The sequence below is a fragment of the Ramlibacter sp. PS3R-8 genome, from assembly GCF_037572435.1.
GTDB lineage: Bacteria > Pseudomonadota > Gammaproteobacteria > Burkholderiales > Burkholderiaceae_C > Ramlibacter.
This window is the reverse complement of record NZ_JBBHGT010000001.1, coordinates 117,136-141,158: the sequence shown is the minus strand read 5'-3', so window position 1 is coordinate 141,158 and position 24,023 is coordinate 117,136. Positions and strand designations below refer to the sequence as shown.

25 protein-coding genes are annotated in these 24,023 nt (G+C 67.7%); 19 read left to right on the top strand and 6 right to left on the bottom strand.

Annotated features, from left to right (window positions below):
• Positions 1 to 14: 14 nt before the first annotated feature.
• From WG902_RS00685 to WG902_RS00595, 19 genes are all read left to right on the top strand, one after another.
• Positions 15 to 2,228, top strand: coding sequence for a TerB family tellurite resistance protein (locus tag WG902_RS00685; RefSeq protein WP_340057952.1), 2,214 nt, complete (start codon positions 15 to 17; stop codon positions 2,226 to 2,228).
• A 141-nt stretch (positions 2,229 to 2,369) separates the two neighbouring features.
• The gene (napE, locus tag WG902_RS00680) at positions 2,370 to 2,528 is read left to right on the top strand and encodes a periplasmic nitrate reductase, NapE protein (RefSeq protein WP_340057951.1); all 159 of its coding nucleotides are present in this window, start codon (positions 2,370 to 2,372) and stop codon (positions 2,526 to 2,528) included.
• A 42-nt stretch (positions 2,529 to 2,570) separates the two neighbouring features.
• Positions 2,571 to 2,849, top strand: coding sequence for a chaperone NapD (locus WG902_RS00675; RefSeq protein ID WP_340057950.1), 279 nt, complete (start codon positions 2,571 to 2,573; stop codon positions 2,847 to 2,849).
• Positions 2,839 to 5,328 (top strand): periplasmic nitrate reductase subunit alpha, encoded by a 2,490-nt coding sequence (napA, locus tag WG902_RS00670; protein WP_340057948.1) that lies wholly within the window; start codon positions 2,839 to 2,841, stop codon positions 5,326 to 5,328. The genes WG902_RS00675 and napA overlap by 11 nt, the downstream gene beginning before the upstream one ends.
• A gap of 22 nt (positions 5,329 to 5,350) precedes the next feature.
• On the top strand, positions 5,351 to 5,809 hold the full coding sequence (locus tag WG902_RS00665; protein WP_340057947.1) for a nitrate reductase cytochrome c-type subunit: 459 nt from the start codon (positions 5,351 to 5,353) through the stop codon (positions 5,807 to 5,809).
• A 14-nt stretch (positions 5,810 to 5,823) separates the two neighbouring features.
• Positions 5,824 to 6,486 (top strand): cytochrome c3 family protein, encoded by a 663-nt coding sequence (locus WG902_RS00660; RefSeq protein ID WP_445263642.1) that lies wholly within the window; start codon positions 5,824 to 5,826, stop codon positions 6,484 to 6,486.
• A 65-nt stretch (positions 6,487 to 6,551) separates the two neighbouring features.
• Entirely contained in the window at positions 6,552 to 7,148 is a 597-nt protein-coding gene (ccmA, locus tag WG902_RS00655; RefSeq protein ID WP_445263641.1) for a heme ABC exporter ATP-binding protein CcmA, read from the top strand.
• Positions 7,114 to 7,779 carry a heme exporter protein CcmB gene (gene ccmB / locus WG902_RS00650; protein ID WP_445263662.1) on the top strand — a complete coding sequence of 222 codons (666 nt, stop codon included), beginning with the start codon at positions 7,114 to 7,116 and terminating at the stop codon, positions 7,777 to 7,779. Before ccmA ends, ccmB begins: the two co-directional genes overlap by 35 nt.
• Positions 7,780 to 7,790: 11 nt before the next feature.
• Positions 7,791 to 8,552 carry a heme ABC transporter permease CcmC gene (gene ccmC / locus WG902_RS00645; RefSeq protein WP_340057945.1) on the top strand — a complete coding sequence of 254 codons (762 nt, stop codon included), beginning with the start codon at positions 7,791 to 7,793 and terminating at the stop codon, positions 8,550 to 8,552.
• The gene (locus tag WG902_RS00640) at positions 8,549 to 8,692 is read left to right on the top strand and encodes a heme exporter protein CcmD (RefSeq protein ID WP_340057944.1); all 144 of its coding nucleotides are present in this window, start codon (positions 8,549 to 8,551) and stop codon (positions 8,690 to 8,692) included. Before ccmC ends, WG902_RS00640 begins: the two co-directional genes overlap by 4 nt.
• Positions 8,682 to 9,140, top strand: a complete 459-nt coding sequence (ccmE, locus tag WG902_RS00635; RefSeq protein ID WP_340057943.1) for a cytochrome c maturation protein CcmE — start codon at positions 8,682 to 8,684, stop codon at positions 9,138 to 9,140. The genes WG902_RS00640 and ccmE overlap by 11 nt, the downstream gene beginning before the upstream one ends.
• The gene (locus tag WG902_RS00630) at positions 9,137 to 11,155 is read left to right on the top strand and encodes a heme lyase CcmF/NrfE family subunit (RefSeq protein ID WP_340057942.1); all 2,019 of its coding nucleotides are present in this window, start codon (positions 9,137 to 9,139) and stop codon (positions 11,153 to 11,155) included. The genes ccmE and WG902_RS00630 overlap by 4 nt, the downstream gene beginning before the upstream one ends.
• Positions 11,152 to 11,673: a DsbE family thiol:disulfide interchange protein gene (locus WG902_RS00625; RefSeq protein WP_340057941.1), complete on the top strand. Its 522-nt coding sequence runs from the start codon at positions 11,152 to 11,154 to the stop codon at positions 11,671 to 11,673. The genes WG902_RS00630 and WG902_RS00625 overlap by 4 nt, the downstream gene beginning before the upstream one ends.
• A gap of 5 nt (positions 11,674 to 11,678) precedes the next feature.
• On the top strand, positions 11,679 to 12,122 hold the full coding sequence (locus WG902_RS00620; RefSeq protein ID WP_445263661.1) for a cytochrome c-type biogenesis protein: 444 nt from the start codon (positions 11,679 to 11,681) through the stop codon (positions 12,120 to 12,122).
• Entirely contained in the window at positions 12,119 to 13,330 is a 1,212-nt protein-coding gene (gene ccmI, locus WG902_RS00615; RefSeq protein ID WP_340057940.1) for a c-type cytochrome biogenesis protein CcmI, read from the top strand. The genes WG902_RS00620 and ccmI overlap by 4 nt, the downstream gene beginning before the upstream one ends.
• Positions 13,331 to 13,556: 226 nt before the next feature.
• A complete protein-coding gene (locus WG902_RS00610) occupies positions 13,557 to 14,789 on the top strand; it encodes a CaiB/BaiF CoA transferase family protein (protein ID WP_340057939.1) in 1,233 nt (410 codons plus the stop codon).
• A 7-nt stretch (positions 14,790 to 14,796) separates the two neighbouring features.
• Complete coding sequence (locus WG902_RS00605; protein WP_340057938.1) at positions 14,797 to 16,002, top strand: acyl-CoA dehydrogenase family protein; 1,206 nt, start codon at positions 14,797 to 14,799, stop codon at positions 16,000 to 16,002.
• The gene (locus tag WG902_RS00600) at positions 15,999 to 17,120 is read left to right on the top strand and encodes an acyl-CoA dehydrogenase family protein (protein WP_340057937.1); all 1,122 of its coding nucleotides are present in this window, start codon (positions 15,999 to 16,001) and stop codon (positions 17,118 to 17,120) included. The genes WG902_RS00605 and WG902_RS00600 overlap by 4 nt, the downstream gene beginning before the upstream one ends.
• Before the next feature lie 6 nt (positions 17,121 to 17,126).
• Positions 17,127 to 18,251 (top strand): nitronate monooxygenase, encoded by a 1,125-nt coding sequence (locus WG902_RS00595; RefSeq protein WP_340057936.1) that lies wholly within the window; start codon positions 17,127 to 17,129, stop codon positions 18,249 to 18,251.
• A 49-nt stretch (positions 18,252 to 18,300) separates the two neighbouring features.
• On the opposite strand, the gene WG902_RS00590 is transcribed toward WG902_RS00595, so the two are convergent.
• The 6 genes from WG902_RS00590 to WG902_RS00565 form a co-directional block, all read right to left on the bottom strand.
• The gene (locus WG902_RS00590) at positions 18,301 to 19,266 is read right to left on the bottom strand and encodes a Bug family tripartite tricarboxylate transporter substrate binding protein (protein WP_340057935.1); all 966 of its coding nucleotides are present in this window, start codon (positions 19,264 to 19,266) and stop codon (positions 18,301 to 18,303) included.
• The gene (locus tag WG902_RS00585; protein ID WP_340057934.1) at positions 19,263 to 19,889 is read right to left on the bottom strand and encodes a 2-hydroxychromene-2-carboxylate isomerase; all 627 of its coding nucleotides are present in this window, start codon (positions 19,887 to 19,889) and stop codon (positions 19,263 to 19,265) included. Before WG902_RS00585 ends, WG902_RS00590 begins: the two co-directional genes overlap by 4 nt.
• A 5-nt stretch (positions 19,890 to 19,894) precedes the next feature.
• Positions 19,895 to 20,605, bottom strand: coding sequence for a glutathione S-transferase N-terminal domain-containing protein (locus WG902_RS00580; protein WP_340057933.1), 711 nt, complete (start codon positions 20,603 to 20,605; stop codon positions 19,895 to 19,897).
• Between the two features lie 119 nt (positions 20,606 to 20,724).
• Positions 20,725 to 22,263 (bottom strand): acetyl-CoA acetyltransferase, encoded by a 1,539-nt coding sequence (locus WG902_RS00575; protein WP_340057932.1) that lies wholly within the window; start codon positions 22,261 to 22,263, stop codon positions 20,725 to 20,727.
• Positions 22,264 to 22,268: 5 nt separating this feature from the next.
• The gene (locus tag WG902_RS00570) at positions 22,269 to 23,102 is read right to left on the bottom strand and encodes an FAS1-like dehydratase domain-containing protein (protein WP_340057931.1); all 834 of its coding nucleotides are present in this window, start codon (positions 23,100 to 23,102) and stop codon (positions 22,269 to 22,271) included.
• Entirely contained in the window at positions 23,102 to 24,022 is a 921-nt protein-coding gene (locus tag WG902_RS00565; protein WP_340057930.1) for an alpha/beta hydrolase, read from the bottom strand. Before WG902_RS00565 ends, WG902_RS00570 begins: the two co-directional genes overlap by 1 nt.
• Between the last annotated feature and the right edge of the window lies 1 nt (position 24,023).

Below are 24,023 nucleotides of genomic sequence, written 5' to 3'. Positions count from 1 at the left end.
CCCGGAGAATCGATATGCCGAAGACCATTCCTTCCCTGACCGACTTCACCCAAGCCGGTGGGCCGATCGCCGAATACATGACCGATGTCATGCAGCGCACGGTGCTGTATTGGGACGTGATGCGCCAACGCAGCGACCAGTACTACGAGCAGAAGGACAAGGACGTTCCGCATGTGCTGCGCTTCGACGGCGAACTGGTGCTGGACGGTCGCACGTTCGAACGGCCGTGCAATTACCTGCTGGCGCGCGTGAGGCCGCCGGCCGGCCTGAAGGTCGATCCGCGCAAGCGCCCCTTCGTCGTGGTCGATCCGCGTGCCGGGCACGGGCCGGGCATCGGCGGCTTCAAGGCCGACAGCGAACTGGGCGTGGCCATGAAAGCCGGCCACCCCGCCTACCTGATCGGCTTCACCCCGGAGCCGATGCCGGGCCAGACCATCGAAGACGTCATGCAGACCGAAGCAGTGTTCCTGGAGAAGGTCATCTCGCTGCACCCCGGTGCCGAAGGCAAGCCCTGCGTCGTCGGCAACTGCCAGGGCGGGTGGGCCGTGCTGCTGGTGGCGGCGATCCGGCCCGAGCTGTTCGGGCCGATCATCGTGGCCGGCTCGCCGCTGTCCTACTGGGCGGGCATCGAAGGCGAGAACCCGATGCGCTACACCGGCGGCCTGGCCGGCGGCAGCTGGATGACGGCGCTGGCCGGCGACCTGGGCGCCGGCAAGTTCGACGGCGGCATGCTGGTCGAGAATTTCGAGAACCTGAATCCATCCAACACCTTGTGGACCAAGAAGTACAACCTCTGGTCCAAGGTGGATACCGAAGGACCCCGCTACATCGAATTCGAAAAGTGGTGGGGCGGCCACATCGACCTCAATGCGGAGGAGATGCAGTGGATCGTCGACAACCTGTTCGTCGGCAACAAGCTCGCCACCGCCGAGATCGTCACGCGTGACGGACAGCGCATCGACCTGCGCAATATCCGCTCGCCGATCATCTGCTTCTGCTCGAAAGGCGACAACATCACCCCGCCGCAGCAGGCGCTCGGGTGGATCCATGACCTCTACGGCAGCGACGACGACATCCGTGCCTGCGGCCAGACCATCGTCTACGCCGTGCACGACACCGTCGGCCACCTCGGCATCTTCGTCTCGGGCGGTGTGGCCAAGAAGGAGCACAACGAGTTCGCCTCCAACATCGACCTGATCGATGTGCTGCCGCCCGGCCTGTACGAGGCTGTCATGACCCCGAAGACCGCCGAATCGCTCAACCAGGATGCGATCGACGGCGACTGGATCGTGCGCTTCGAGCCGCGCAGCCTGGAGGACATCCGCGCCATCGTCCAGCCCAGCCCGGAGAACGAGCGGCGCTTCGCCACGGTGCGCAAGGTCTCCGAGACCAACCTCGCCCTCTACCGCAGCATGGTCCAGCCTTTCGTGAAGGCGTTCGTCACGCAGCAGTCCGCCGACAAGCGCAAGAGCAAGAAGTCCAGGCGCACCGAACTTCCCTACGAGATCTTCTCGGGTCGCAACCCGATGATGAAGCAGGTCGCGCGACTGGCGGACCAGGTACGGGCGCAGCGCCAGCCGGTCGCGCCGGACAACCCCCTCGTGCAATGGCAGGCCATGGTCTCGGACGGCATCGTCGCCGCCCTCGACGGCTACCGCGACCAGCGCGACGCCCAGATGGAAAAGATCTTCCTGGCGATCTACGACTCACCCGTGCTGCAGGCGATGGTGGGCACGGCGCAGGCCGAGCCCAGGCCGCGCCCCGGCATGGCGCCGGAGCGCGTCGCCCTCATCAAGGACCGCATCGCCGAATTGAAGGCCGGCATCACCAAAGGTGGGGTCCGAGAAGCGGCGGTCAGAGCCTTTCTCTATGTCAGCATGGCGGATCCAGGCGTCGACGAGCGTGCGTTCAACACGCTGCGCGAGATGCGCAGGGAGAACGACGGCCTGACCCTGGAAGCATTCAAGCAGTTGGTGCGTGAGCAGTATTTCAGCCTGGTGCTCGATCCGGAAGGAGCAGTCGCCGCCATCCCCGGGATGCTGCCGGCCGATGCCGGCAAGCGCGCACGCCTTCTGGCGGCCATCCGCCGCACCGCGGCTGCCGACGGCGACACTTCCGATCTGCAGGCGGAGCGGCTGGAGCAGCTCGAGAAGCTCTTCCAACCCCAGACACGCCGCGTCCCGGCCAAGAAGGCGCCGCGCAAGGCCGTGCGGCGGCTCAAGTCTTGAAGACGCGAGAGTACGTTGCTTCGACCGGCGCGCCCAGGCGTTTGCCGCGTGACCGAGTGATTGACAGTGCCATGGCGCCCGCCTACGATCAGTTCGGCGTCAGAGAGGCACATAGCGCGATTTCGCGCCATGGAGGAATGGATGGACAGACCACAGCAGCCTTTCACGAAGGCGCAGGAGTTTCGCAGCTTCCTGTTTCTCTCGGTCGTCATGGCGCCCGTGCTGGCGGTCATCGTCGTTTCCGGCTATGGGTTCCTCGTCTGGATGTACCAGCTCCTGGCTGGTCCACCGGTCCGTTGAGCGACCCTTCAATGATTTCGCGCGCCACTTCAAGGAAGCCACGTGACTGAAGAAGTGCACATCAGCAGCCTGGTGGTACTCACCGCTCCCGTCCGCTTGCGGGACGTCGAGGAGGCCATCGGCGCCATGCCCGGCGCGATGGTGCACGGCACCTCCCCCGCCGGAAAGATGGTGGTCACGCTGGAAGCGGAAACCACCGACGCCATGCTGGCCATGGTCAACCGGATCCAGCGCACCGATGGTGTCTTGTCCGCCGCCATGGTGTATCAATGCTCCGACAGCCTGGCCGCAATGAACGAGGAGATTCCGGATGCCCACTGATCGTCGGGAGTTCATGCGGCGAACGGCCGCTGCGACAGCAGGGGCGGTCGCCGGCATCCCGCTTCCGGGCATCGCTCAAGCCGTTGCCCCCGGAGCCTCCGGCCTGAAATGGTCGAAGGCACCTTGCCGGTTCTGCGGCACCGGTTGCGGCGTGCAGGTGGCCGTCAAGGACAACCGCGTCGTCGCGACGCGTGGAGACCCCGAAGCGGAGGTCAACCGTGGCCTCAACTGCGTCAAGGGCTATTTCCTGTCGAAGATCATGTATGGGGAGGACCGTCTTCTCACTCCGTTGCTGCGCATGAAGAACGGCCAGTACGCGAAGGACGGAGAGTTCACGCGCGTATCGTGGGACCAGGCCTTCGACGTGATGGCCGCGCAATTCAAGCGCGTACTCAAGGAGAAGGGTCCGACCGCGGTGGGCATGTTCGGTTCCGGCCAGTGGACGGTGTGGGAAGGCTACGCCGGCCTCAAGCTGATGAAGGCCGGGTTCCGTTCGAACAACCTGGACCCCAATGCGCGGCACTGCATGGCCTCGGCCGCCGTGGGCTTCATGCGCACCTTCGGAGCCGACGAGCCGATGGGTTGCTACGACGACATCGAGGCCGCCGACGCCTTCGTGCTGTGGGGCTCCAACATGGCGGAGATGCACCCGATCCTGTGGACACGGGTGACCGACCGCCGCCTGAGCAGCCCCCACGTGAAGGTGGCGGTGCTTTCCACCTTCGAGCACCGTTCCTACGAACTGGCCGACATCGAGCTCACCTTCACGCCCCAGTCGGACCTGGCGATCCTCAACTACATCGCCAACCACATCATCAAGACGAACCGCGTGAACCGCGAGTTCGTCGACAAGCACACGTCGTTCCGCCTGGGTAACGCCGACATCGGCTACGGGTTGCGCCCGGAACACCCATTGCAGAAGGCCGCCAAGAATGCGGGCAATGCGGGCGGATCCAAGCCGATCAGCTTCGACGACTTCGCCAGGTTCGTCTCGACTTACGACCTCGACTACACCGCCAGGTTGAGCGGCGTGCCGAAGAACCGGCTGGAGGCGTTGGCCGAGCTCTATGCCGACCCCAAGACCAAGGTGATGTCGTTCTGGACCATGGGTTTCAACCAGCACACCCGCGGTGTCTGGTGCAACAACATGGTCTACAACATCCATCTGCTCACCGGCAAGATCTCCACGCCAGGCAACAGCCCTTTCTCGCTCACGGGCCAGCCTTCCGCGTGCGGGACGGCGCGCGAGGTCGGCACGTTTGCGCACCGCCTGCCGGCCGACATGGTCGTGACCAACCCGAAGCATCGCGCCCACGCCGAGGAGATCTGGAAGCTGCCCGCGGGCACCATCCCCGACGTCCCCGGCTACCACGCCGTGCTGCAGAACCGGATGCTCAAGGACGGAAAGCTCAATGCCTACTGGTCCATGGTCAACAACAACATGCAGGCGGCCGCCAACCTGATGCAGGAGGGCTATCCGGGCTACCGGAATCCGGACAACTTCGTCGTCGTGTCGGACGTCTATCCCACCGTGACCGCGCTGAGCGCCGACCTGATCCTGCCGGCCGCGATGTGGGTAGAAAAAGAAGGCGCGTACGGCAACGCCGAGCGTCGCACCCACTTCTGGCACCAGCTGGTGAAGGCACCCGGGGAGGCACGGTCCGACCTGTGGCAGCTGATGGAATTTTCGAAGCGCTTCACGGTCGAGGAAGTGTGGCCGCCCGAGCTGATCGCGAAGAAGCCGGAGTACCGCGGAAAGACCTTGTACGACGTGCTCTTCCGAAACGGCCAGGTCGACAAGTTCCCGGCGTCGCAAATGGAGGCCGGCTACGACAACGCCGAGGCGAAGGAGTGCGGCTTCTACGTGCAGAAGGGCCTGTTCGAGGAGTACGCCACTTTCGGGCGAGGCCACGGGCACGATCTGGCCCCCTTCGACACCTACCACCAGGGACGCGGATTGCGCTGGCCCGTGGTGAACGGCAAGGAGACCCTGTGGCGCTACCGGGAAGGCGCTGACCCCTACGTGAAGGCGGGCACCGGCTACCAGTTCTACGGCCATCCCGACGGCAAGGCGCTGATCTTCGCCCTGCCCTACGAGCCCCCTCCGGAAATACCGGACAAGGAATACCCCTTCTGGCTTTCGACCGGACGGGTCCTCGAGCACTGGCATTCAGGCTCCATGACGCGCCGCGTGCCCGAATTGCACAAGGCCGTGCCGAACGCGGTGTGCTACATGCACCCGGAAGACGCGGCGGCATTGGGCGTCAGGCGCGGCGTCGAGGTGGAAGTGAGCTCGCGGCGCGGCAGCATGCGCACGCGGGTGGAAACGCGTGGCCGCAACAAGCCGCCCCGCGGACTGGTCTTCGTGCCGTGGTTCGATGCGAGCCAGTTGATCAACAAGGTCACGCTGGATGCCACGGACCCGATCTCGTTCCAGACGGACTTCAAGAAATGCGCCGTGAAGATCACCAAGGTGTGAGCGGGCGGAAGGCAGCGCCACCATGACCCACCTTCGCAAACTCCTCCCGCTGCTTGGCCTCGTGGCCGTCCTGGCCTGGGCCCAGCCTGCGACCAAGCTGCAGGATGCGGCGCGCGGCCCGGCGGCGGTGCCTGATACCACCCGGCCACCGATGCTGGGCAACGCGGTGAACGACGATGTCCGGCGACCGCGCAACTACGACACGCAGCCGCCCACCATTCCGCACCGCGTGGACGGCTACCAGGTCGACAGGAACTTCAACAAGTGCCTGGACTGCCACGCGCGCGGCAAGGCCAGTTTTTCCCAGGCCATCCCGGTGAGCGCCACCCACTACTTCGACCGCAGCGGCAAGGAACTGCCGCACATTTCGACGCGGCGCTACTTCTGCATGCAGTGCCACGTGCCGCAGGACAGCGTGCCTCCGATCGTGGGCAACTCCTTCGGGGCCGCACCTCCCGTGTCCCTGCCAGCCAACAAATAGCAGCGGAAGACACCATGCGATTGATCGACCGCTTCAAGCGTTACTGGACCATCGTCCGCCGGCCAAGCGTTCACTTCAGCCTGGGCTTCCTCACGCTGGGCGGCTTCATCGGGGGCATCCTGTTCTGGGGCGCTTTCAACACGGCGATGGAAGCCACGAACACCGAGAAGTTCTGCACCGGCTGCCACGAGATGCGCGACAACGTGTTCGTTGAACTCAAGAGCACCATCCACTACACCAACCGCTCCGGTGTGCGCGCGACGTGCTCCAACTGCCACGTACCGCACGACTGGACCGACAAGATGGCCCGCAAGATGCAGGCGTCCAAGGAGGTCTGGGGGAAAATCTTCGGCACCATCTCCACCGAGGAGAAGTTCCGTGCCAAGCGCCTCGAGCTGGCCCAGCACGAATGGGCGCGCTTCAAGGCCAACGATTCGCTGGAATGCCGCAATTGCCATGACTACGAATCCATGGATTTCACGCGGCAAAGCGTGCGCGCGCAGAACATGCACACGACCTACCTGGCCAGCAAGGAAAAGACCTGCATCGACTGCCACAAGGGCATCGCCCACAAGTTGCCGCACATCCCGCCCGGACAGGCTCCGACGGACACGCCCGGCCAGGTGGTGCCCAAGGACGGTAGCGCTGCGACAGGCACCACCAAACCGGGGGGTTGATGGGCCAAGGATTGACGGTTCGCGATGTGCAATGCACGCGGGCCGGCCGGATCATCTTCAGCGGAATGAGCTTCGCAGCCATGCCGGGAGATGTCGTGCAGGTGCGCGGGTCCAACGGCAGCGGCAAGAGCAGCCTGCTTCGGCTGCTGTGCGGCCTGTTGCAACCTACCCGCGGCGACGTGCGTTGGTGCGGCCAGTCCATCGGCCCCATCCCATCGGAATCCCTCGGAAGCATTGCCTACATGGGGCACGCCAGCGGGATGAGCGGCGAATTGACCGTGCTGGAGAACCTTCGCTTCTCCTTGCACGTCGCGAATAGCGCTTTTGCTCAGACGGAGTGCCGTGAAGTCCTGGGGCGACTGGGGCTGGCCCGACGCAGCGACACCTGCGTGCGCTTCCTCTCGCAAGGACAGCAGCAACGCCTGAGCCTGGCGCGCGTCATCCTGAGCCGCCGTCCGCTGTGGCTGCTCGACGAACCCAGTGCGAGCCTGGACGAGGAAGGCGAGGAGCTTTTCGACGAGTACCTCTCGGAGCACGCGCGCGGTGGCCGGATTGCGGTGGTGGCGACCCATCGCGACCTCGGTGACGGCCCTGGTGCGCTCTCCATCGACATGGATGCATTCGGTGATGCTGGCAGCCTCGATTCCGTTCATCACCCGTGAAGTGCGGTCGGCCTGGCGCCGGCCCATGGACGCGCTCGGTGCGCTGTTCTTCTTCGTGGTGGTCGGCAGCGTGTTCCCGCTCGCGCTGGGACCGGACCCGGCGCTGCTGGCCGCCGTCGGGCCCGGCGTCGTGTGGGTGGCCGCGCTGCTGGCGGTGACGGTCTCGCTGCACCGCCTGTTCCTGCCCGACCTCGAAGATGGCGCCCTGGAACAGCTGTTGCTGTCGCCTCGCTCGCTGGCGGGCATCGTCGGCGCCCGCGTGGCGGCGCATTGGCTGCTCACCTGCCTGCCGCTGGTGGTGGTTGCGCCTTTGCTGGGGTTGCAGTTCGGCCTGTCCGCGCAATCATTGGCCGTCCTGCTGGCCTCCCTGCTTCTCGGAACGCCGACGCTGGTGCTGCTGGGCGCGCTGGGCGCCGCCCTCACGCTGGGCCTGCGTGGCAACGTGCTGCTGGCCCTGATCGTGCTGCCGCTGTCGGTGCCGGTGTTGATCTTCGGCAGCGGGGCCGTGGCGGCGAGCCGCGTGGGCATGCCGGCCGGACCGCACCTGTCCCTGCTCGGTGCTTGCTTGCTGGCTGCGGCAGTCCTGTGTCCCTGGGCCACAGGAGCCGCCTTGCGACTGGCTGTCGAATGAGCGACCGCGGCATGAACCCGGCTCGAGGGGCCGACGGCATCGGTCTGGCGCTCCCCTCGCACGGGAACTGGCGGCGCCTGGCTTCTCCGGTGGTGTTCCATGCCTGGGCCGGGCGGGCCGTGCCCTGGTTCGCGGCCCTGGCGTGCGTGCTGGCTCTTGCGGGGCTGGCGGTCGGCTTCTTCGTGGCCCCCACCGACCACCAGCAGGGCGAGGTCTACCGCATCATCTTCATCCATGTCCCAGCCGCCTGGATGTCGATGTTCCTCTACCTCGTGGCGGCGGCACATGCGGCCTGGGGATTGATCTTCAACACGCGCCTGTCGGCCCTCATGGCACGGGCACTGGCGCCGACGGGCGCGCTCTTCACCGTCATCGCGCTGTGGACGGGCGCCGTCTGGGGCAAGCCGACCTGGGGCACCTGGTGGGTGTGGGACGCGCGCCTGACGTCCGAGTTGGTCCTGCTGTTCCTTTACCTCGGGTACCTCGGACTGGTTTCCGCCATCGACGATCCTCGCCGCGCCGACCGGGGCGGAGCCATCCTGCTGCTGGCCGGGGTGGTCAACATCCCCGTGATCTACTTCTCCGTGCAGTGGTGGAACACGCTGCACCAGGGCGCGTCGATCAGTCTCACCGCGGCGCCTGCGATGGCGCACACCATGTTGGCCGGCCTGTTGCTGATGGTGGGTGCGTGCTGGGCGTATTCGGTGGCGGTGGCCCTGGCGCGGGTGCGCTGCCTGATCGTCGATCGGCAAGCATTGGACCGGCGGCGATGATCGCTTCGGACCCCACCTGGTTCATCGTTGGCGCCTACGGCGTCACCCTGGTCCTGCTGGCCGCCGAAATCTGGCAACTGGCGCATCGCAGCCGGGCCCAGGCCCGTTCCCCCACGCGGGAGCCGGACGATGAAGCCTAGGCACCGCCGCATCGCCATCGTCGGCGCCGGCCTGGCGGCCCTGGGGCTGGCGGCGCTGCTGGTGCTCAATGCGCTGCAGTCCAACCTGGTGTTCTTCTTCAGCCCGAGCCAGGTCGCGGCCAAGGCTGTGCCGCGCGCGGAAGCGTTTCGCATCGGCGGGTTGGTGGAGGCCGGCTCGGTGCAACGAGGCAGCGACGGGCTGACTGTGCGTTTCGTCGTCACCGACCTGGCGCAACGGGTCCCCGTGAGCTACAGCGGCCTGTTGCCCGACCTGTTCCGCGAAGGCAAGGGCGTGGTGGTGGCCGGCCGGTTGCTCGCCGACGGATCGTTCCAGGCCACGCAGGTGCTGGCCAAGCACGACGAGAACTACATGCCACCCGAAGCGGCCGCGGCCCTGGAACAGGCGCGCAAGTCGCCGGCGCCCTTGCCGATGGAGGCGCAGCCGTGATCCCCGAGATGGGCGTCTTCAGCCTGGTGCTGGCCTTGCTTGTCGCCGTGGTGCAGGGCAGCCTGCCGATGGCCGGCGCGCACTGGGGCGTCGCCCGCTGGATGCGGGTCGCACGCCCCGCCGCCCTGGGACAGTTCCTTTTCGCCAGCCTGGCGTTCGCGTGCCTGGCCTGGTCCTTCGTGGACAACGATTTTTCGGTGCGGTACGTGGCGTCCAATTCGCATGCCGACCTGCCTGCCATCTACCGATTCGCCGCGGTGTGGGGTGGCCATGAGGGCTCGATGCTGCTCTGGCTCTGCCTGCTCACCGGCTGGACGCTGGCTGTCGCGCTGTTCAGCCGCCAGTTGCCCGAACCTTTCGTGGCGCGCGTGCTCGCATTGATGGCGTGGTTGAGCGTGGGCTTCCTGCTGTTCCTGCTGTTCCTCTCGAATCCGTTCACGCGGCTTGTTCCCGCTGCCCTGCAAGGTCGCGACCTCAACCCATTGCTGCAGGACCCCGGCATGGTGGTGCATCCGCCGATCCTCTACATGGGCTACGTGGGTTTCTCGGTGGCATTCGCCTTCGCGATCGCCGCGCTGCTGTCGGGGCAACTGGACGCGGCATGGGCCCGCTGGTCGCGCCCCTGGACCGTGGCGGCCTGGGCCTTCCTCACGCTGGGCATCCTGCTGGGCAGCGCATGGGCCTACTACGTCCTCGGCTGGGGCGGCTGGTGGTTCTGGGACCCGGTGGAGAACGCCTCCTTCATGCCCTGGCTCGTGGGCACGGCGCTGATCCACTCGCTGGTGGTCACCGAAAAGCGCGGCGCCTTCCGCAGTTGGACCGTGTTGCTGGCCATTTGCGCTTTCTCCCTCAGCCTGCTTGGCACCTTCCTCGTCCGCTCCGGCGTCCTCACATCGGTCCATGCGTTCGCCGTCGATCCGGGCCGCGGCCTGTTCATCCTGGCCTTCATGACGGCGGTGGTGGGCGGTTCGCTGCTGCTGTTTTGCTGGCGCGCGCCGCGCATCGGGCTGGGTGGACGCTTCGAGGTGCTGTCGCGTGAGTCGCTGCTGCTGGCCAACAACGTGGTGCTGGCCGCCGCGGCCATGGCGGTGTTGATCGGCACCCTGTATCCGCTGGCGCTCGACGTGCTCACCGGACAGAAGATCTCCGTCGGACCGCCCTACTTCGAAGCTGTGTTCGTGCCGATCATGGTTCCGGCCATCTTCCTGATGGGCGTTGGTCCGATGGCTCGCTGGAAGCAGGCGCCGCTGCCCGAGCTGGCCATGCGCCTGCGCTGGGCCATGGCTGCCAGCGGCGCGGCCGCGCTATTGCTGCCGTTCGTGCTGCCCGCCGGCCAGCGCGGATGGTCCGCGCTGTCCACGTTTGCGCTGCTGCTGGCCGCATGGGCCGTCGCAAGCGCCATCGCCCACGCGTGGCAGCGGCTCGCCGGCGGAGCTGGCGGCTGGGTCGAGCGAGCCGGTCGCCAGCCGCGCGGTTGGTACGGAATGTTGGCTGCGCACGCCGGCATCGGCGTTTTCATCTTCGGCGCGACGATGGCCAACGGCTTCGAAAGCAAGCAGGAATTGCGGCTTGCCCTGGGTGCGCGGGTCACCCTGGCCGGCTACGAGTTCATCTTCCAGGACATCGTCCCGTCCAGCGGGCCGAACTACGATGCCCAACGCGCCACCGTGCTGGTCATGCGCGACGCACGCCTGGCGGCCACCCTGCATCCCGAGAAGCGGGTCTACCGTGCCCAGCAGATGCCATTGAGCCAGGCGGCCATCGACGTCGGGGCGACGCGGGACCTGTTCGTCGCGCTGGGCGAACCGGCCGGTGAGCGGGCATGGACCATGCGCCTGCACGTCAAGCCCTTCATGGCCTGGATCTGGGCAGGCTGCGTGCTGATGGTCCTGGGTGGCCTGCTCGCGGCCACGGACCGCCGCTACCGGCTGCAGCTCGCCACGCGCTCCTCCGAGGTCACGGTCCGGATGCCCGCGACCGCCATCGTCGCCACGGGGCCGCAAGGGGGGGCGTGATGCGCTTCATGCTGCCCTTTGCGGTCTTCATCGGCCTGGCCATCGTGCTCGCGCTGGGATTGACGCGCGACCCGAAAGTACTGCCGTCCGCCCTGATCGAGAAGCCCGCGCCGGCCATCGACCTGCCGTTGTTGCACGATCCGCAGCAAAGGCTGCAGATCGGCGCCTTGCGGGGCAAGGTCTGGGTTCTGAACGTGTGGGCATCGTGGTGCGCGCCTTGCCGGGAAGAGCTGCCGGTCCTGGCGGAGTTCAGCCGCAAGGACGGCGTTGCGCTCTACGGGCTGAACTACAAGGACCAGGACGATGCGGCGCGCACCTGGCTGCAGCGGCATGGCAACCCCTACTTGGCTTCAGCGAGCGACAGCGACGGCCGCATCGGCATCGACTACGGGGTCTATGGCGTGCCCGAGACTTTCGTGATCGATCAAACCGGCCTCGTGCGCTTTCGGCACGCGGGGCCGCTCACGGCCGACATCTGGCGCAGTCAACTGATGCCCGTGGTGCGGAGCCTCCAGTGAGCTTCATGGTCATGCTTCGGCCGGTGATCGCCGCACTGTTGCTGGGCTCGGCGCTGCTGGGCGCGGCAACAGCCGATTCCCTTCACGCCAGGGAAGCGAACCTGGCGGCCAGCATGCGGTGCCCGGTGTGCCAGAACCAGACGCTGGCGGAGTCGAATGCGCCGCTGGCGGCCAGCATGCGGCAGCAGATTCGCGAGCAACTGGCACAGGGCAGATCCGACGCGCAGATCCGGGATTACTTCGAGCAGCGCTATGGCGCGTTCGTCCGTTATGACCCGCCATTCACGCCCTCGACCTGGCTGCTATGGCTCGGACCGTTCCTTTTGCTCGCGGCGGGCTTCGCGGCCCTGTGGCGCCTGGTGTCGCGGCGTGCCCGGGCGATGACCGAGCCCCTGACCGAAGAGGAACAAGCACGGGCGGACTCCTTGCTGGAAGGAAGGACGCCGTGACGGGCCTGTGGCTGGCCGCCGTGGCGCTGTTGGTGATTGCGCTGTTGTTCGTCGTCCCTCCGCTGCTCGGGACATCCCGCCGTTCCACTGTTGCGCGGCAATCGGTTGCCCGCCATCTCCATGGCGATCAACTGGCGCAGATCGAGCAGGACCTCCAATCCGGCGCGCTCGACGAACATCACCGGGAGCAGGCGGTGAACGACGTCCGCCTGCAGGCGCTGGAGGAGGCATCCCAGCCCTCCTCGCGCGCACAGCTTGCACCGCGCCCATGGATGGGTTGGGGAGTGGCCGCGGCCTTGAGCATTGGTTTGCCGGCCGCCGCGCTGGCCTTGTACCTGCAGGTCGGCAACCCGCGGGCCGTCGCCGTGCTGGCGGCCAACCAGCCCGAAGCCCATGAAAGCGGGGGCGTCGAGATGGAGGTCGCGGTCAGCCGCCTCGCGGCCCGCTTGCGCACGCAACCTGACGATCTCGAAGGTTGGACCGTGCTGGCGCGCTCCCTCGAATTCTTGCAACGCTACGACGACGCGGCCGCGGCTTACCAGAGGGCGCTTGCGATTGCGCCGAATCAGCCGCAACTGCTCGCCGACTACGCGGATGCCCTGGGTTCGGCACGTTCCGGCGACCTGTCAGGGCCCGCGCAGGCTGCCATCGACGCTGCCTTGGCCATCGACGCCGACCACCCCAAGGCGCTAGCGCTCGCCGGCGCGGCCGCATTCAAGCGGGGCGATATCGCAGTGGCGCGCCAGCATTGGGAGCACCTCCTCTCGCGGCTGCCGCCGGATTCCGAATTGGCCCAACTGATCGGGGCCGACCTGGCAAGGTTGGAATCACCGAACACTTCCAACCATGCCGGCGTCCCATCTCGCAAGCACGTCGGCGGCCAGGTCGCGATCGCCCCTTCACTCCAGGACAAGGTCGCTCCCGATGACACGGTCTTCGTCATCGCCAGGGCGCAGGCCGCGGGGCCCATGCCGGTTGCGGTGCTGCGCCTGCGGGTCAAGGACCTGCCCGCGAAATTCGTCCTCGATGACAGCCTCGCCATGTCCCCTGAACGGCCGATCTCGCGCTTTGGCAAGTTGACGATCGATGTGCGTGTCTCGCGATCCGGCCAAGCCGCACCGCAGCCGGGCGACCTGGCAGGTTCGATGGTCGGGGTGTCGCTGGGCCAGGAAGGCATCGAGCTACGGGTGGACAGACTGATCCCGTAGACTTCGTGCTTGCTCGGGCGTTGCTCTGGCGCAATTCAGCTTCTGGAATACCACCCTTACGCAGGCTCAACAGAGGACCGTGGAATTGTGCGCGCTTAGAATCGAGTTGCCTTTGGAAGCCCCTGGTGACATTCGTCTGGGGAAGCGCGGACGCAGAAAACGACTCTGTTATTCGGAAAAAAAGTCGTTTTGAACCGTTGACTCCACGCGCTAAGTTCCGTCGGGCATGCAGCCTGACAAATCTCTCCCCGCCTTGAACTCCTCCGACGGCCCGTTGGACGGAATTCGCATCATTGACTTGTCCACGGTGATCATGGGCCCGTACGGCAGCCACATCCTGGCCGACCTGGGCGCCGACGTGATCAAGGTGGAGCCCCCGGAGGGGGACCCGTACCGGCGCTACAAGCCGCAACGCAATCCCGGCATGAACGGCGCGGTGCTCAACCTGCACCGCAACAAGCGCAGCGTGGTGCTGGACCTCAAGACGGCGTCCGCGCGCGCCGCCCTGGACCGCCTGCTGGGCAGCGCCGACGTGTTCATGCACAACCTGCGGCCGAAGGTGATCGAGCGCCTAGGCTACGGCTACGAACGCGTGAAGTCGCTGCGCCCTGACATCGTGCACTGCGGCGCATATGGCTTCGGCGCTGCCGGCCCCTACGGCGACAAGCCGGCGTACGACGACATGATCCAGGCCGGCTCCGGCATTGCGGCGCTGTACGAGCAGGTGCACGGCACTCCCAAATACGTGCCCAGCGTCATCTACGACAAGCTGGCAGGACAGACGATCGCCTACGCGATCCTGGCCGCACTGGTGCAGCGCGGTCGAACCGGCCGCGGTTCAGCAGTGGAGGTGCCGATGTTCGAAACGGCGGTGGAGTTCAATCTCGTCGAGCACATGTCCGGTACGGCGTTCGTGCCGCCGCTTGGTCCGATGGGCGCTTCGCGCGTGCTGACGGAGCGGCGCAAGCCCTACCGCACCCGTGACGGATACGTTTGCATCATGCCGTACTCGGACCGTAACTGGCAGGACTTCTTCGAGTTCGCCGGCCTGCACGAGAGCAGCCGGGACCCGCGGTTCGCCACTTTCGCCGGTCGCGCCGAACACGCTGACACCATTTACGGCCAGGTGGAGGTCGCCGCGTTGAAGCACACGACGGCCGAATGGATCGCGTTCGGGGACAGTGCCAACGTGCCCTGCATGGCCGTCGCGCGGCTGGACCAGTTGGCCGAAGACCCGCACCTGCAGGCCGTGGGCTTCTTCCAGGAGATGGATCACCCCAGCGAGGGTCGCTACCTGTCAGTGCGGCCGCCCGTCTCCTTCGGCGGCCAGGCCCCGCCCGTGCGCCGGCACGCGCCCACGCTGGGCCAGCACACCGAGGAGGTGCTGCGGGAAGCCGGCGTAGCGCAGGACACCATCGACCAGCTGATGGCAGCACGCTCGCTGTCGCCGCAGGACTGAAGCGCGCATGATCGCGCTCGATCGCGAGCACGCCGCCCTGCGCGACGAAGTGCGCGCCTTCATTGCGCTGCACGGGCACGTCGCGCCACGCGGCTTGGCTCGCCACCGCAAGGACCCACAGGTGCTGGAATGGCAGGCGCTGCTGCTGGCCCACGGCTATGCGGGGCGCGAAGTGCCGCGCGAGTACGGCGGCTTCGGCGCCGCACCGGACCCGATTGCGCGCGCGATCATCGGTGACGAGTTCGCGCGGGCCGGCCTGCACCCGGGCCTGGGCAGCCAGGGCATCGAGATCGTCGTCCCCACGCTGCTGAAGATCGGCACCGAGGCGCAGCGCAGGGCCTATATCGCGCCGACCCTGCGCGGCGAATACATCTGGTGCCAAGGCTTCTCGGAACCGAACGCGGGTTCGGACCTCGCGTCGCTGGCGACGGCCGCACGCGAGGAGGGCGACGCGCTGGTGATCGACGGCCAGAAGATCTGGACCTCCTCGGCACACGAGGCCGACTACATGCACTGTCTGGTGCGCACCGCGCGCGGCGAACGCAAGAGCGACGGCATCACTTACGTCATCGTGCCGATGCGCGCACCAGGCATCGAGGTGCGCAACATCACCAGCATGGTGCGCAAGGACTTCTTCGACGGCCGCCCGTCGTTCAACGAAGTGTTCTTCACCGGCGTGCGCGTGCCCAAGGCCAACGTCGTCGGGGAGATGGGCCACGGCTGGTCCGCCGCGATGAAGGCGCTGGGCAGCGAGCGCGGCATGCTGGGCGACGCCGGCCGGCTGGAGCGCCGCCTGCACGAGATTTCGCAATTGTTCCAGCAGGAGTTCGACAGCCGCCGCGCGATCGACGACGCGGTGCTGGTGGACCGGCTGGCCGCCCTGTCCTGCCGCGTGGCGGCGATGCGCGCCCATGCCGACCGCATCCTCGCGGCAGACCTCGCCGGCGAGGACGCGCGGCTGGCCGCCATGGTGGTCAAGCTGGAGGGCTGCGAGCTGAACCTGCAGCTGTCTACGCTCGCAGTGGACGCGATGGGCGACGAAGGCCCCTTGTACGGGGACAGTCCGCGCCTGCACGAGGAAGGCGTCTGGCCGTTCCGCACGATGTTCGATCTGGCGCTGGTGATCGGCGGCGGCTCCGCCCAGATCCAGCGCAACATCATCGCGGAGCAGGGTTTGGGCCTGCCGCGCGAGCCTTCGAGCGCGGCGAAATGATCGATCTTGCCGCCAGCCAGGCTGGGACCGGCCTCAGCGCCGACCAGCGCATGCTGCAAGAAGCGCTGGACCGATTGCTGGCCACTTCCCCCCCGCTGGAGACGACGCGCATCTTCGCGCGCAGCGGCAGGGGCGCGGTGAAGGCGACCGAGGCCACATTCGCTGCGTTCGGCGCGCCGGCGATGCTGGTTCCCGAAGCCTTCGGCGGCCACGGGCTGGGCCTCCTGGAGGTCGCCATCGTGGCGCGGCTGCTGGGCCAACATGCGAGCCCCTTGCGCTTCATGGGCTGCCATGCGCTGGCCCCATGGGCGATCGCGCTGGGCGGTGATCCGGCGCAACATCACCGGTGGCTGCCTGCCATCGCGGCCGGCGGATGCCGGCTCGCAGCGTCGCTGCGGCCGCATCCGGGCCTGTCCTGGCGCGGCAGAGTGCTCCAGGGCGCCGCGCGCAACATACCTGAAGCACCCGACTGCGACGCGGCCCTGCTCGTGGATCGCGACGGAAAGGCCTTCCTGGTGCCGGCGCAGCCGGGGCTGCGATGGACCGCCCTGGAAACGGTCGACGCGACACGGCAGTTCGCGGACGCGCAACTCGAAGATGCGCAGGCCGAACCGCTGGTCCTCGATGCGCAGGCGTGGCAACAGCTGACCGCGCTGGAGCGCCTGCTGCTGGCGGCCGACAGCCTGGGGGCCTGCGAGTCCCTGCTGGACCTGGCCGTCGCCTATGCGAAGGAGCGGCGGCAATTCGGCCGTCCCATCGGCTCGTTCCAGGCCATCAAGCACCTGTGCGCCGACCTGGTCGCGGCGCTGGAACTCGCGCGCTCGCTGTTCTGGCGAGCCGCACGCAGCTTGGACGCGGGCACGGGCGAAGCCGCCCTGCTGTGTGCCCAGGCCAAGAGCCAGCTGGATGAAGTCTCGCGTGCCGTCGCGCGCGGAGCCATCGAGGTCCATGGCGCGATGGGTTTCACCGACGCGTCGGGCCTGCACTTCTGGGTCAACCGTACGGTGGTGAACCGGTCGCTGCGCGACCCTCCGACGCAACTGCGGCGCGAGATCGCCGCCCTTTCCGGCTGGCTGCGCCCGCCCCAGCCCTCCGAATCCACCCCCAACGAGCATTGACCCACCATGAACACTTCTGTCTGCAAGATGTTCGGCCTGCAGGCGCCGATCTTCGCCTTTTCCCACTGCCGCGACGTCGTCGCCGAGACCTGCCTGGCGGGCGGCATGGGCGTCTTCGGCGGATCCACGTTCACGCCCGAGCAGCTGGAGCAGGAGCTCTCCTGGCTGGACGCGCACACCGGCGGGCGGCCCTACGGTGTGGACCTGCTGATCCCCAACGCCGAGTACCGGATTCCTGACAAGCTCAAGGCCGATCCGAAGACGCTGCTGCCGCGCGAGCACACGGAGTTCATCGAGGAGCTCATGCGCGAACACAACGTGCCTGCGCTCAAGGACGGCGAGTCCGAACAGATCCGCCTCGAGTACATCCGCAGCCTTGCCTTCACGCGCGAGGAGGCGGAAGTGCGACTGGAGGTGGTGTATCGCCACAAGATGGCCCAACTGATCGTCAGCGCGCTCGGCATCCCTTCGCCCGCGACCATCGAGCGGGCGCACGGACTGGGCTTGAAGGTAGGCGCCCTCATCGGCAAGCCCGAGCATGCACGGCGCCAGGTGGCGGCCGGCGTGGACCTGATCATCGCCCAGGGCCATGAAGCCGCGGGCCACACGGGCAACCTGACCACGATGATCCTCGTGCCGGAGGTGGTGGACCTGGTCGCACCGGTGCCGGTACTGGCGGCGGGTGGCATCGGTCGAGGCCGGCAGATGGCCGCGGCACTCGCGCTGGGAGCCGAGGGCGTGTGGTGCGGCACCATCTGGCTGGGCACCGTGGAAAGCGAGGTATCCCCCGAGATCCGCAAGAAGCTCTATGCGGCGACCTCCGCCGACACCATGATCAGCCGGTCCGACAGCGGCAAGCCGGCCCGCCGGCTGACCAGCGCCTGGATGCAGGCCTGGAACAGCCCCGAGGCGCCCAAGGCGCTGGAGATGCCGCTACAAGGCCTGCTGGTCAGCGATGCGCGAGTGCGCATGGCCCGGCACAAGGCCGAAGACCTGCTCACCTACCCGGCCGGGCAGGTGGTGGGCCTGGTCAACGAGCCCACCACCGTGCGGCAGGTGTTCTATTCGCTCCTCGAGGAGTTTGGCGAGACCGTCGAGCGGCTCTCGGCCATGACCGCCGACAGGGACTGAGGTCCACCCGGGTGCACCGGGTGACCGCACCGAGTGCACACCGCAGCGTTCAGGTCGCCTTGAGGTTGCGCTCCTTGATGATGCGGCGCACGGTCTCGCGCGACGCATACACCATCTCGGTGAAAGCTGCCGGCTCCATCGGCGCCGGCGTCAGGTCGGCGGCGATGCTGGTGCGGAACTTCTCGCTGGCGACCAGCGGCAGCAGGGACGAAGCCAGCTTGTCCACCACCGTCTTGGGCGTCCCCTTCGGCACCATGAGGCCGTGGAACCAGCGGTACACGGTGTTGTTAAGGCCCAGTTCCTTGAACGTCGGCACGTCCGGCATCGCGCGGTTGCGCTCGGTGGACGAGACGGCGAGCACGCGCATCGTTCCGCCGCGAACCTGCGGCAGCAGGGTGGCGGTGGTGCCGAAGAACGCCGGCGCGATGTTGGCGACGACATCGCGGACCGCCTCGGCCTCGCCCTTGTAAGGCACCATGTTCATCTTCACGTTGGCGTCGGCCATGAACATCTCGGCCGACAGGCGCGTGGAGCTCACCGTGCCGAAGGTGGCGCAGTTGATGTCGCCGCGCTTGCGCACCTCGACGACGAACTCCTGCAACGTGCGAGCCGGGAAGTCCTTGTGCACGGCGAGCGCCATGCCGCCGGTGTAGAGCGGCGTCAGCAGCTCGAAGTCCTCCAGTTGGTATGTGATGTCGGGCAGCACCAGGGGGTTGATCAGCACCGACGAGTCGGTGGCCATGCCGATCACGTGGCCAGTCTTCTCAGCGCGAGCCACCATGCTGGCGGCCACTGAGCCGGCGGCACCGGCCTTGTTCTGGATCACGATCGGCTGACCGAGTACCGGCGACAGCATCTCGCCGATGCGGCGCGCGCCGAGATCCGCACCGCCGCCCGCTGTGGCCGGGACGATGATCTCGATCGGCTTGCTCGGGAAGGTGGCCTGGGCTCGAAGGACGGCGGGGGCCGCCAGGGCGGAAAGGCCCGCCAGGACTTCACGTCTGTTGATGTTCATCGCTGTCTCCTTGGTGATAGTTGGGCCTGCAGGCTGGCGCGCACCAGCGGCAGGTGGTCGTTGCCGAAATACATCTCGTCGCCGCGCACGAAGAAGGTGGGCGAGCCGAAGCCGCCACGCGCGATCAGTTCATCGGTGTTGGCGCGCAGCACGTCCTTGATGGCCGGTCGGGCAATGGCATTGAGCAGTGCGTCGGCGTCGACGCCGGCCGTCGCGCAGATTCGGCGAATCACGTCGTCCTGCGCAATGTCCAGGTCGTCGCCCCAATAGGATTCGAACGCGGCCCGCGCGAACTCGACCAGCTTGCCTTGCGGCTCCAGCGCCAGGCAGCCGCGCATGACCTTGACGCTGTTGACCGGGAAGACAGTAGGCGCCGGGTTGATCGCGATGCCGGCGAGGCGCGCCCACGCCTGCAAGCTTCTCGCCGAGTACGCCATCTTCGCCGGCACCGGGTTGCTGCGGGTGGCATAGACGGTGGGGTTCACCGCGTTGAACACACCGCCCACGAGGATCGGCCGCCAGCGGATCTGCACGCCCAGTTCGCGTGCCAGCGGCTGCACGTTGTGGAAGGCCAGGTAGGTCCAGGGGCTGGAACAGTCGAAGAAGAACTCGAGGTCGGCCAAGCGATTCACTCCCGCACTGGCGCGGCTTGCGTGCCGGCGAAGAGGCTGCGCCGCGTTTCGTCGTCCATCGCCGCCGCCGCCGGCTTGCGCAGCGACTTGCCAACCGCCAGCCCCGCTTGCACCTGCGGGCGCTCGCGCACCTCGGCAAACCAGCGCTTGAGGCCCGGCCAAGCGTCCAGCGTCAGCTGCTGCGCCTTGTGCGTCATGACCCAGGGGAAGGCCGCCATGTCGGCGATCGAATAGTCGCCGGCGAGATATCGGCCGGTTCGCTGCAACTGCCCGTCCATTACCGCGTACAGGCGGCGGACCTCGGCGCCATAACGGTCGATGGCATAGGGGATCCTCTCCTGCGCGTACAGCAGGAAGTGGCCGTTCTGCCCGGCCATCGGACCAAGTCCGCCGACCTGCCAGTAGAGCCACTGCAGCACCTGGTACCTGTCCGCGACTTGCGCGGGCAGGAAGCGACCGCACTTCTCGGCAAGGTACTGCAGGATAGCGCCGCTCTCGAAAATGGAAACAGGCTCGGCGCCGCCCGGCGGACCATGATCGACGATCGCGGGGATGCGGTTGTTCGGGCTGATCTCCAGGAACGCCGGCTCGAACTGGGCGCTGCGCGTGATGTCCACCGGCACAAGCCGGTAGGGCAGGCCACACTCTTCCAGCATGATGGAAATCTTCCACCCGTTGGGGGTGGGCCAGTAGTGCAGGTCGATCACTTGGCCGCGTGCCGGTCTTCGGACGTCATTGCAGGATCGTAGGCACGCGGCGCCGCCAGGGAAAGCGAGTTCTTTTCCAGCCGACTGATGCGCTTTCCGACTGCGCCTGCCCCGGCGTTCTACGGCGCCAGCCGGAAGAGGTTGATGGCGCCCTCGCGGCGCACCGTGCCCCCGCGGCCCACTGCATCGGCGGCGACGATGGCGTCCAGCACCTCCGGCTCGAAGTTGGCGATGAAGCGCTCGCCGGTTGCGGACAGCCGGCCCAGCAGGATGCCGCGGTCGGGCCTGCCCTTGAGGTGCATGACCGTGTAGCTCTCCACGGTAGCGTCACCGGCCGGCGCATCGCTGAAGGGCACCTTGGCCTGGGCGTCGATCCTCCGCTGGATGGGCTCGGTTTCCCGCAACAGCCACTCGCCGGTTGCGGGCTGCGCGGAATAGACGCCGATGGACTCCTTGGTCATCAGACCGCCGTTGGCCAGCACCATGCCGAAGGCGGAAGGCGCGCGGCGCAGCCGGCTCACCATCTCCGCGATGGCGTGCGTCGAGTAGTTGTTGCCGGGACCGCCGAAGAACGCGAGCCCGCCGGTCACCGTCAGCGGTCGCGGGTCGTGGCTCGACAGCCCCAGTTCCCTGCGTGCGATCTGCACCGCGCTGGGAAAGCAACTGTAGAGGTCGAGCAGGTCCATTTCCGCGAGGGTGCGCCCGGCCAGGGTGAGCGCGCTGCTCGACGCGAGCCGCACCGCCAGAGAGTCCGCCAGGTTCTGCCGGTCGCTCATGAACCATTCGTCATGCGCGGCTGCCGCCCCGTGCAGGTACACGCGCTGGCTCGCGGGCACGCGTATTTCGTCCGCCCTGGCTTGCGAACACACGATCACGGCCGCGGCCTGGTCGACGAAGGCACTCGCGGTCATCAGCTTGGTGAACGGAAAGCCCACCATGGGGTTCTCCGCGCTCACCGTGCCGATCGCGGCGGCGGTATAGCCTTGTCGGCGTGTGGCCAGCGGATTGTCACGGGCGACGCCAGCGAAGCGCGCGAACAGGCTGGCACTGTCCTCGCGGTATTCGTCGAGAGTCTGCCCGGCCGCCACGCGCACCGCCTGGCCGATGATCCCGTACATCGCGCTGGGTGCGCGCAGGCCGTGGTCCACTTCCACCGGCTTGAAGTAGGTGGGAAGCGCACCCAAGGTGTCCGGCGCGAAAGGCGCGGACTCCGACCAGTCCAGCTGCAGGCCGGCGCGCCGAGCCAACAGTTCGCTGCGCATGGCCTCCGCTCCCACGACCAGGGCTGCCGCCGACTCGCCGCGGGCGATGCGGCGGCAGGCACGCGTGACCAGCGTCTGCGGCGAGTCGCCACCGGCGGCCGGGTACGCGTATTCGGTCGGCGTGGCGCCCAGCTGCCGGGCCAGCGACCACGGTGGGTTCGCCATGGCGCCGAAGGGCGTCGCGAACCGCGGGTTCGAGTCCGAGTACAGCCGCACCACCACCACCGAGTCCAGGCTCGCCAGCAGCGCGTCCGCCGGAGCACCACTGTCGCGCGCTGCGGCGCGGGACACCTCGGCCAGGAAGGACCGCGGCGAGCGCCCGTCCGGCGGCTGCGAGTCGGTGTCGGTGATCTGCGCGACGCCGACGATGACGGGGATGCGGCTCGCGTCGACCATGGACGTCAGGCCAGCACTGCGGTGCCGGCGATGCAGCGCTCGCCGTCCGCGCGGCGCAGCTCCAGCCGCAGCTTGTCGTTCTCGGGCCAGGCCGCAGCAACCATGCCGTCCCGGTGGGTCGCGGAACCGAGGTTGCGAAACTCGATGGACCGCAGCCGCTTCGACGGTGCCAGCGATTCGGCCAGGCCGGCCAGCCACGTGGCCTGCAGCGGCCCGTGCACCAGCAGGCCCGCGCGGCCTTCCACCTGCGTCGCGTACTCCAGGTCGTAGTGCAGGCGGTGGCTGTTGGCCGTCATCGCGGAATAGCGAAACATCTCCAGGGGCCCGGCCGCGTGCTCGCGCTTCACAGCACCGGCCGGCAACGGCGGGGCCGACGGTGCGGCCGCCGCTGCAGCCGACGGGCTTGGCGGCCCCAGGTAGATCACGTCCTGCTCCTCGTCGATCGCCACTTCGCCGGCCACCGTGATGACCCGGTTGATCGTCAGCAGCACCATGGGGCCGGCCTTGCCATCCTTGTCGGCAATGTTCTTGATGCGGCTGGTGCGCGTGATGTGGTCGCCCACGCGCAGCGGCCGGCCGAAGCGCAACCGGCCGCCCGCGGCCACGCGCCGCGGCAGGTGGGTGAAGGGTGGCAGGAAGCCCTCGGCCCGGGCGCCGCCGTCCTCGCGCAGCGCGTTCGCACGGGCCCAGCGCTGGAACAGCATCCAGTGCCACAGCGCGGGGATCGGCTGCTCCGGTGCGAGGTCCGGGCCGATCACGGCGCAGGCGTTCGCCAGCCAGCCGGCAGTGATCTCGTCGTCGAGGGTTTCGGACTTGCCGAGGTGTTCTTCGTAGGACATCAGGTTCGCAGGAAGGCCTTCAGTTGGCACGCGACACGTTCGTTCGCTTCACGCGCCATGTCGACAGCGTGTGGCATGGAATAGAAGCCGTGCACAGCCCCGGCATATTCGACGAGTTCCGTCGGCACGCCCTCGGCGGCGAGCCGCAGCGCATACAGGCGCACGTCGTCCACCAGCGGATCGCATTCGGCGGCAATCACCAGCGCCGGCGGCAAGCCCGCCAGCCCGGGCGCGAGGATGGGCGACGCGCGCCAGTCCTGCGCATCGGTTTCGCTGGCCAGGTAGTGGCCCCGGAACCAGCGCATCGCATCGGCCGACAGCACGCCGAAGCCGCGTGCATAGGTGTCGAAGCTCGCCGCCTGCAGCCGGTAGTCGGCCACCGGGTACACCAGCACCTGCCCCTGGAGGCGCGGCCCGCCCGCGTCGCGCGCCATCAGCGCCACGACGGTGGCGAGATTGGCGCCGGCGCTCTCCCCCATCACGGCCAGGCGCGACGCGTCGAGTCCGAGCCCGGCGCCGTTGGCGTTCACCCACCGAAGCGCGTCCCACGCATCGTCCACGGCGGCGGGAAAGCGGTGCTCGGGTCCCTTGCGGTACCCCACCGACAGCACGGCAGCGCCGGACTGCAAGGCCGTGCGCCGCGCGACGTCGTCGCTGGTCTCGATGGAGCCGACCACGTGGCCGCCGCCATGGAAGTACAGCACCACGGGCGCGTGGGCCGCGTCGTCGGGAAGGTACAGGCGCGACGGGATACTGGCGCCGTCCTGCGCGGGAATGGTGAGATCGCGCGTCGTGCAGGCGCCCTCCACCGGCGGCCGCAGGCGCGCGAACTGCGCCAGTTCACCCCGCGCCTCGTCGGGGCTCAGCGTCTCGAGCGGCCGCGCCCCCAGCGCCGCCATCTTCTCGAGCACAGCGCGCATC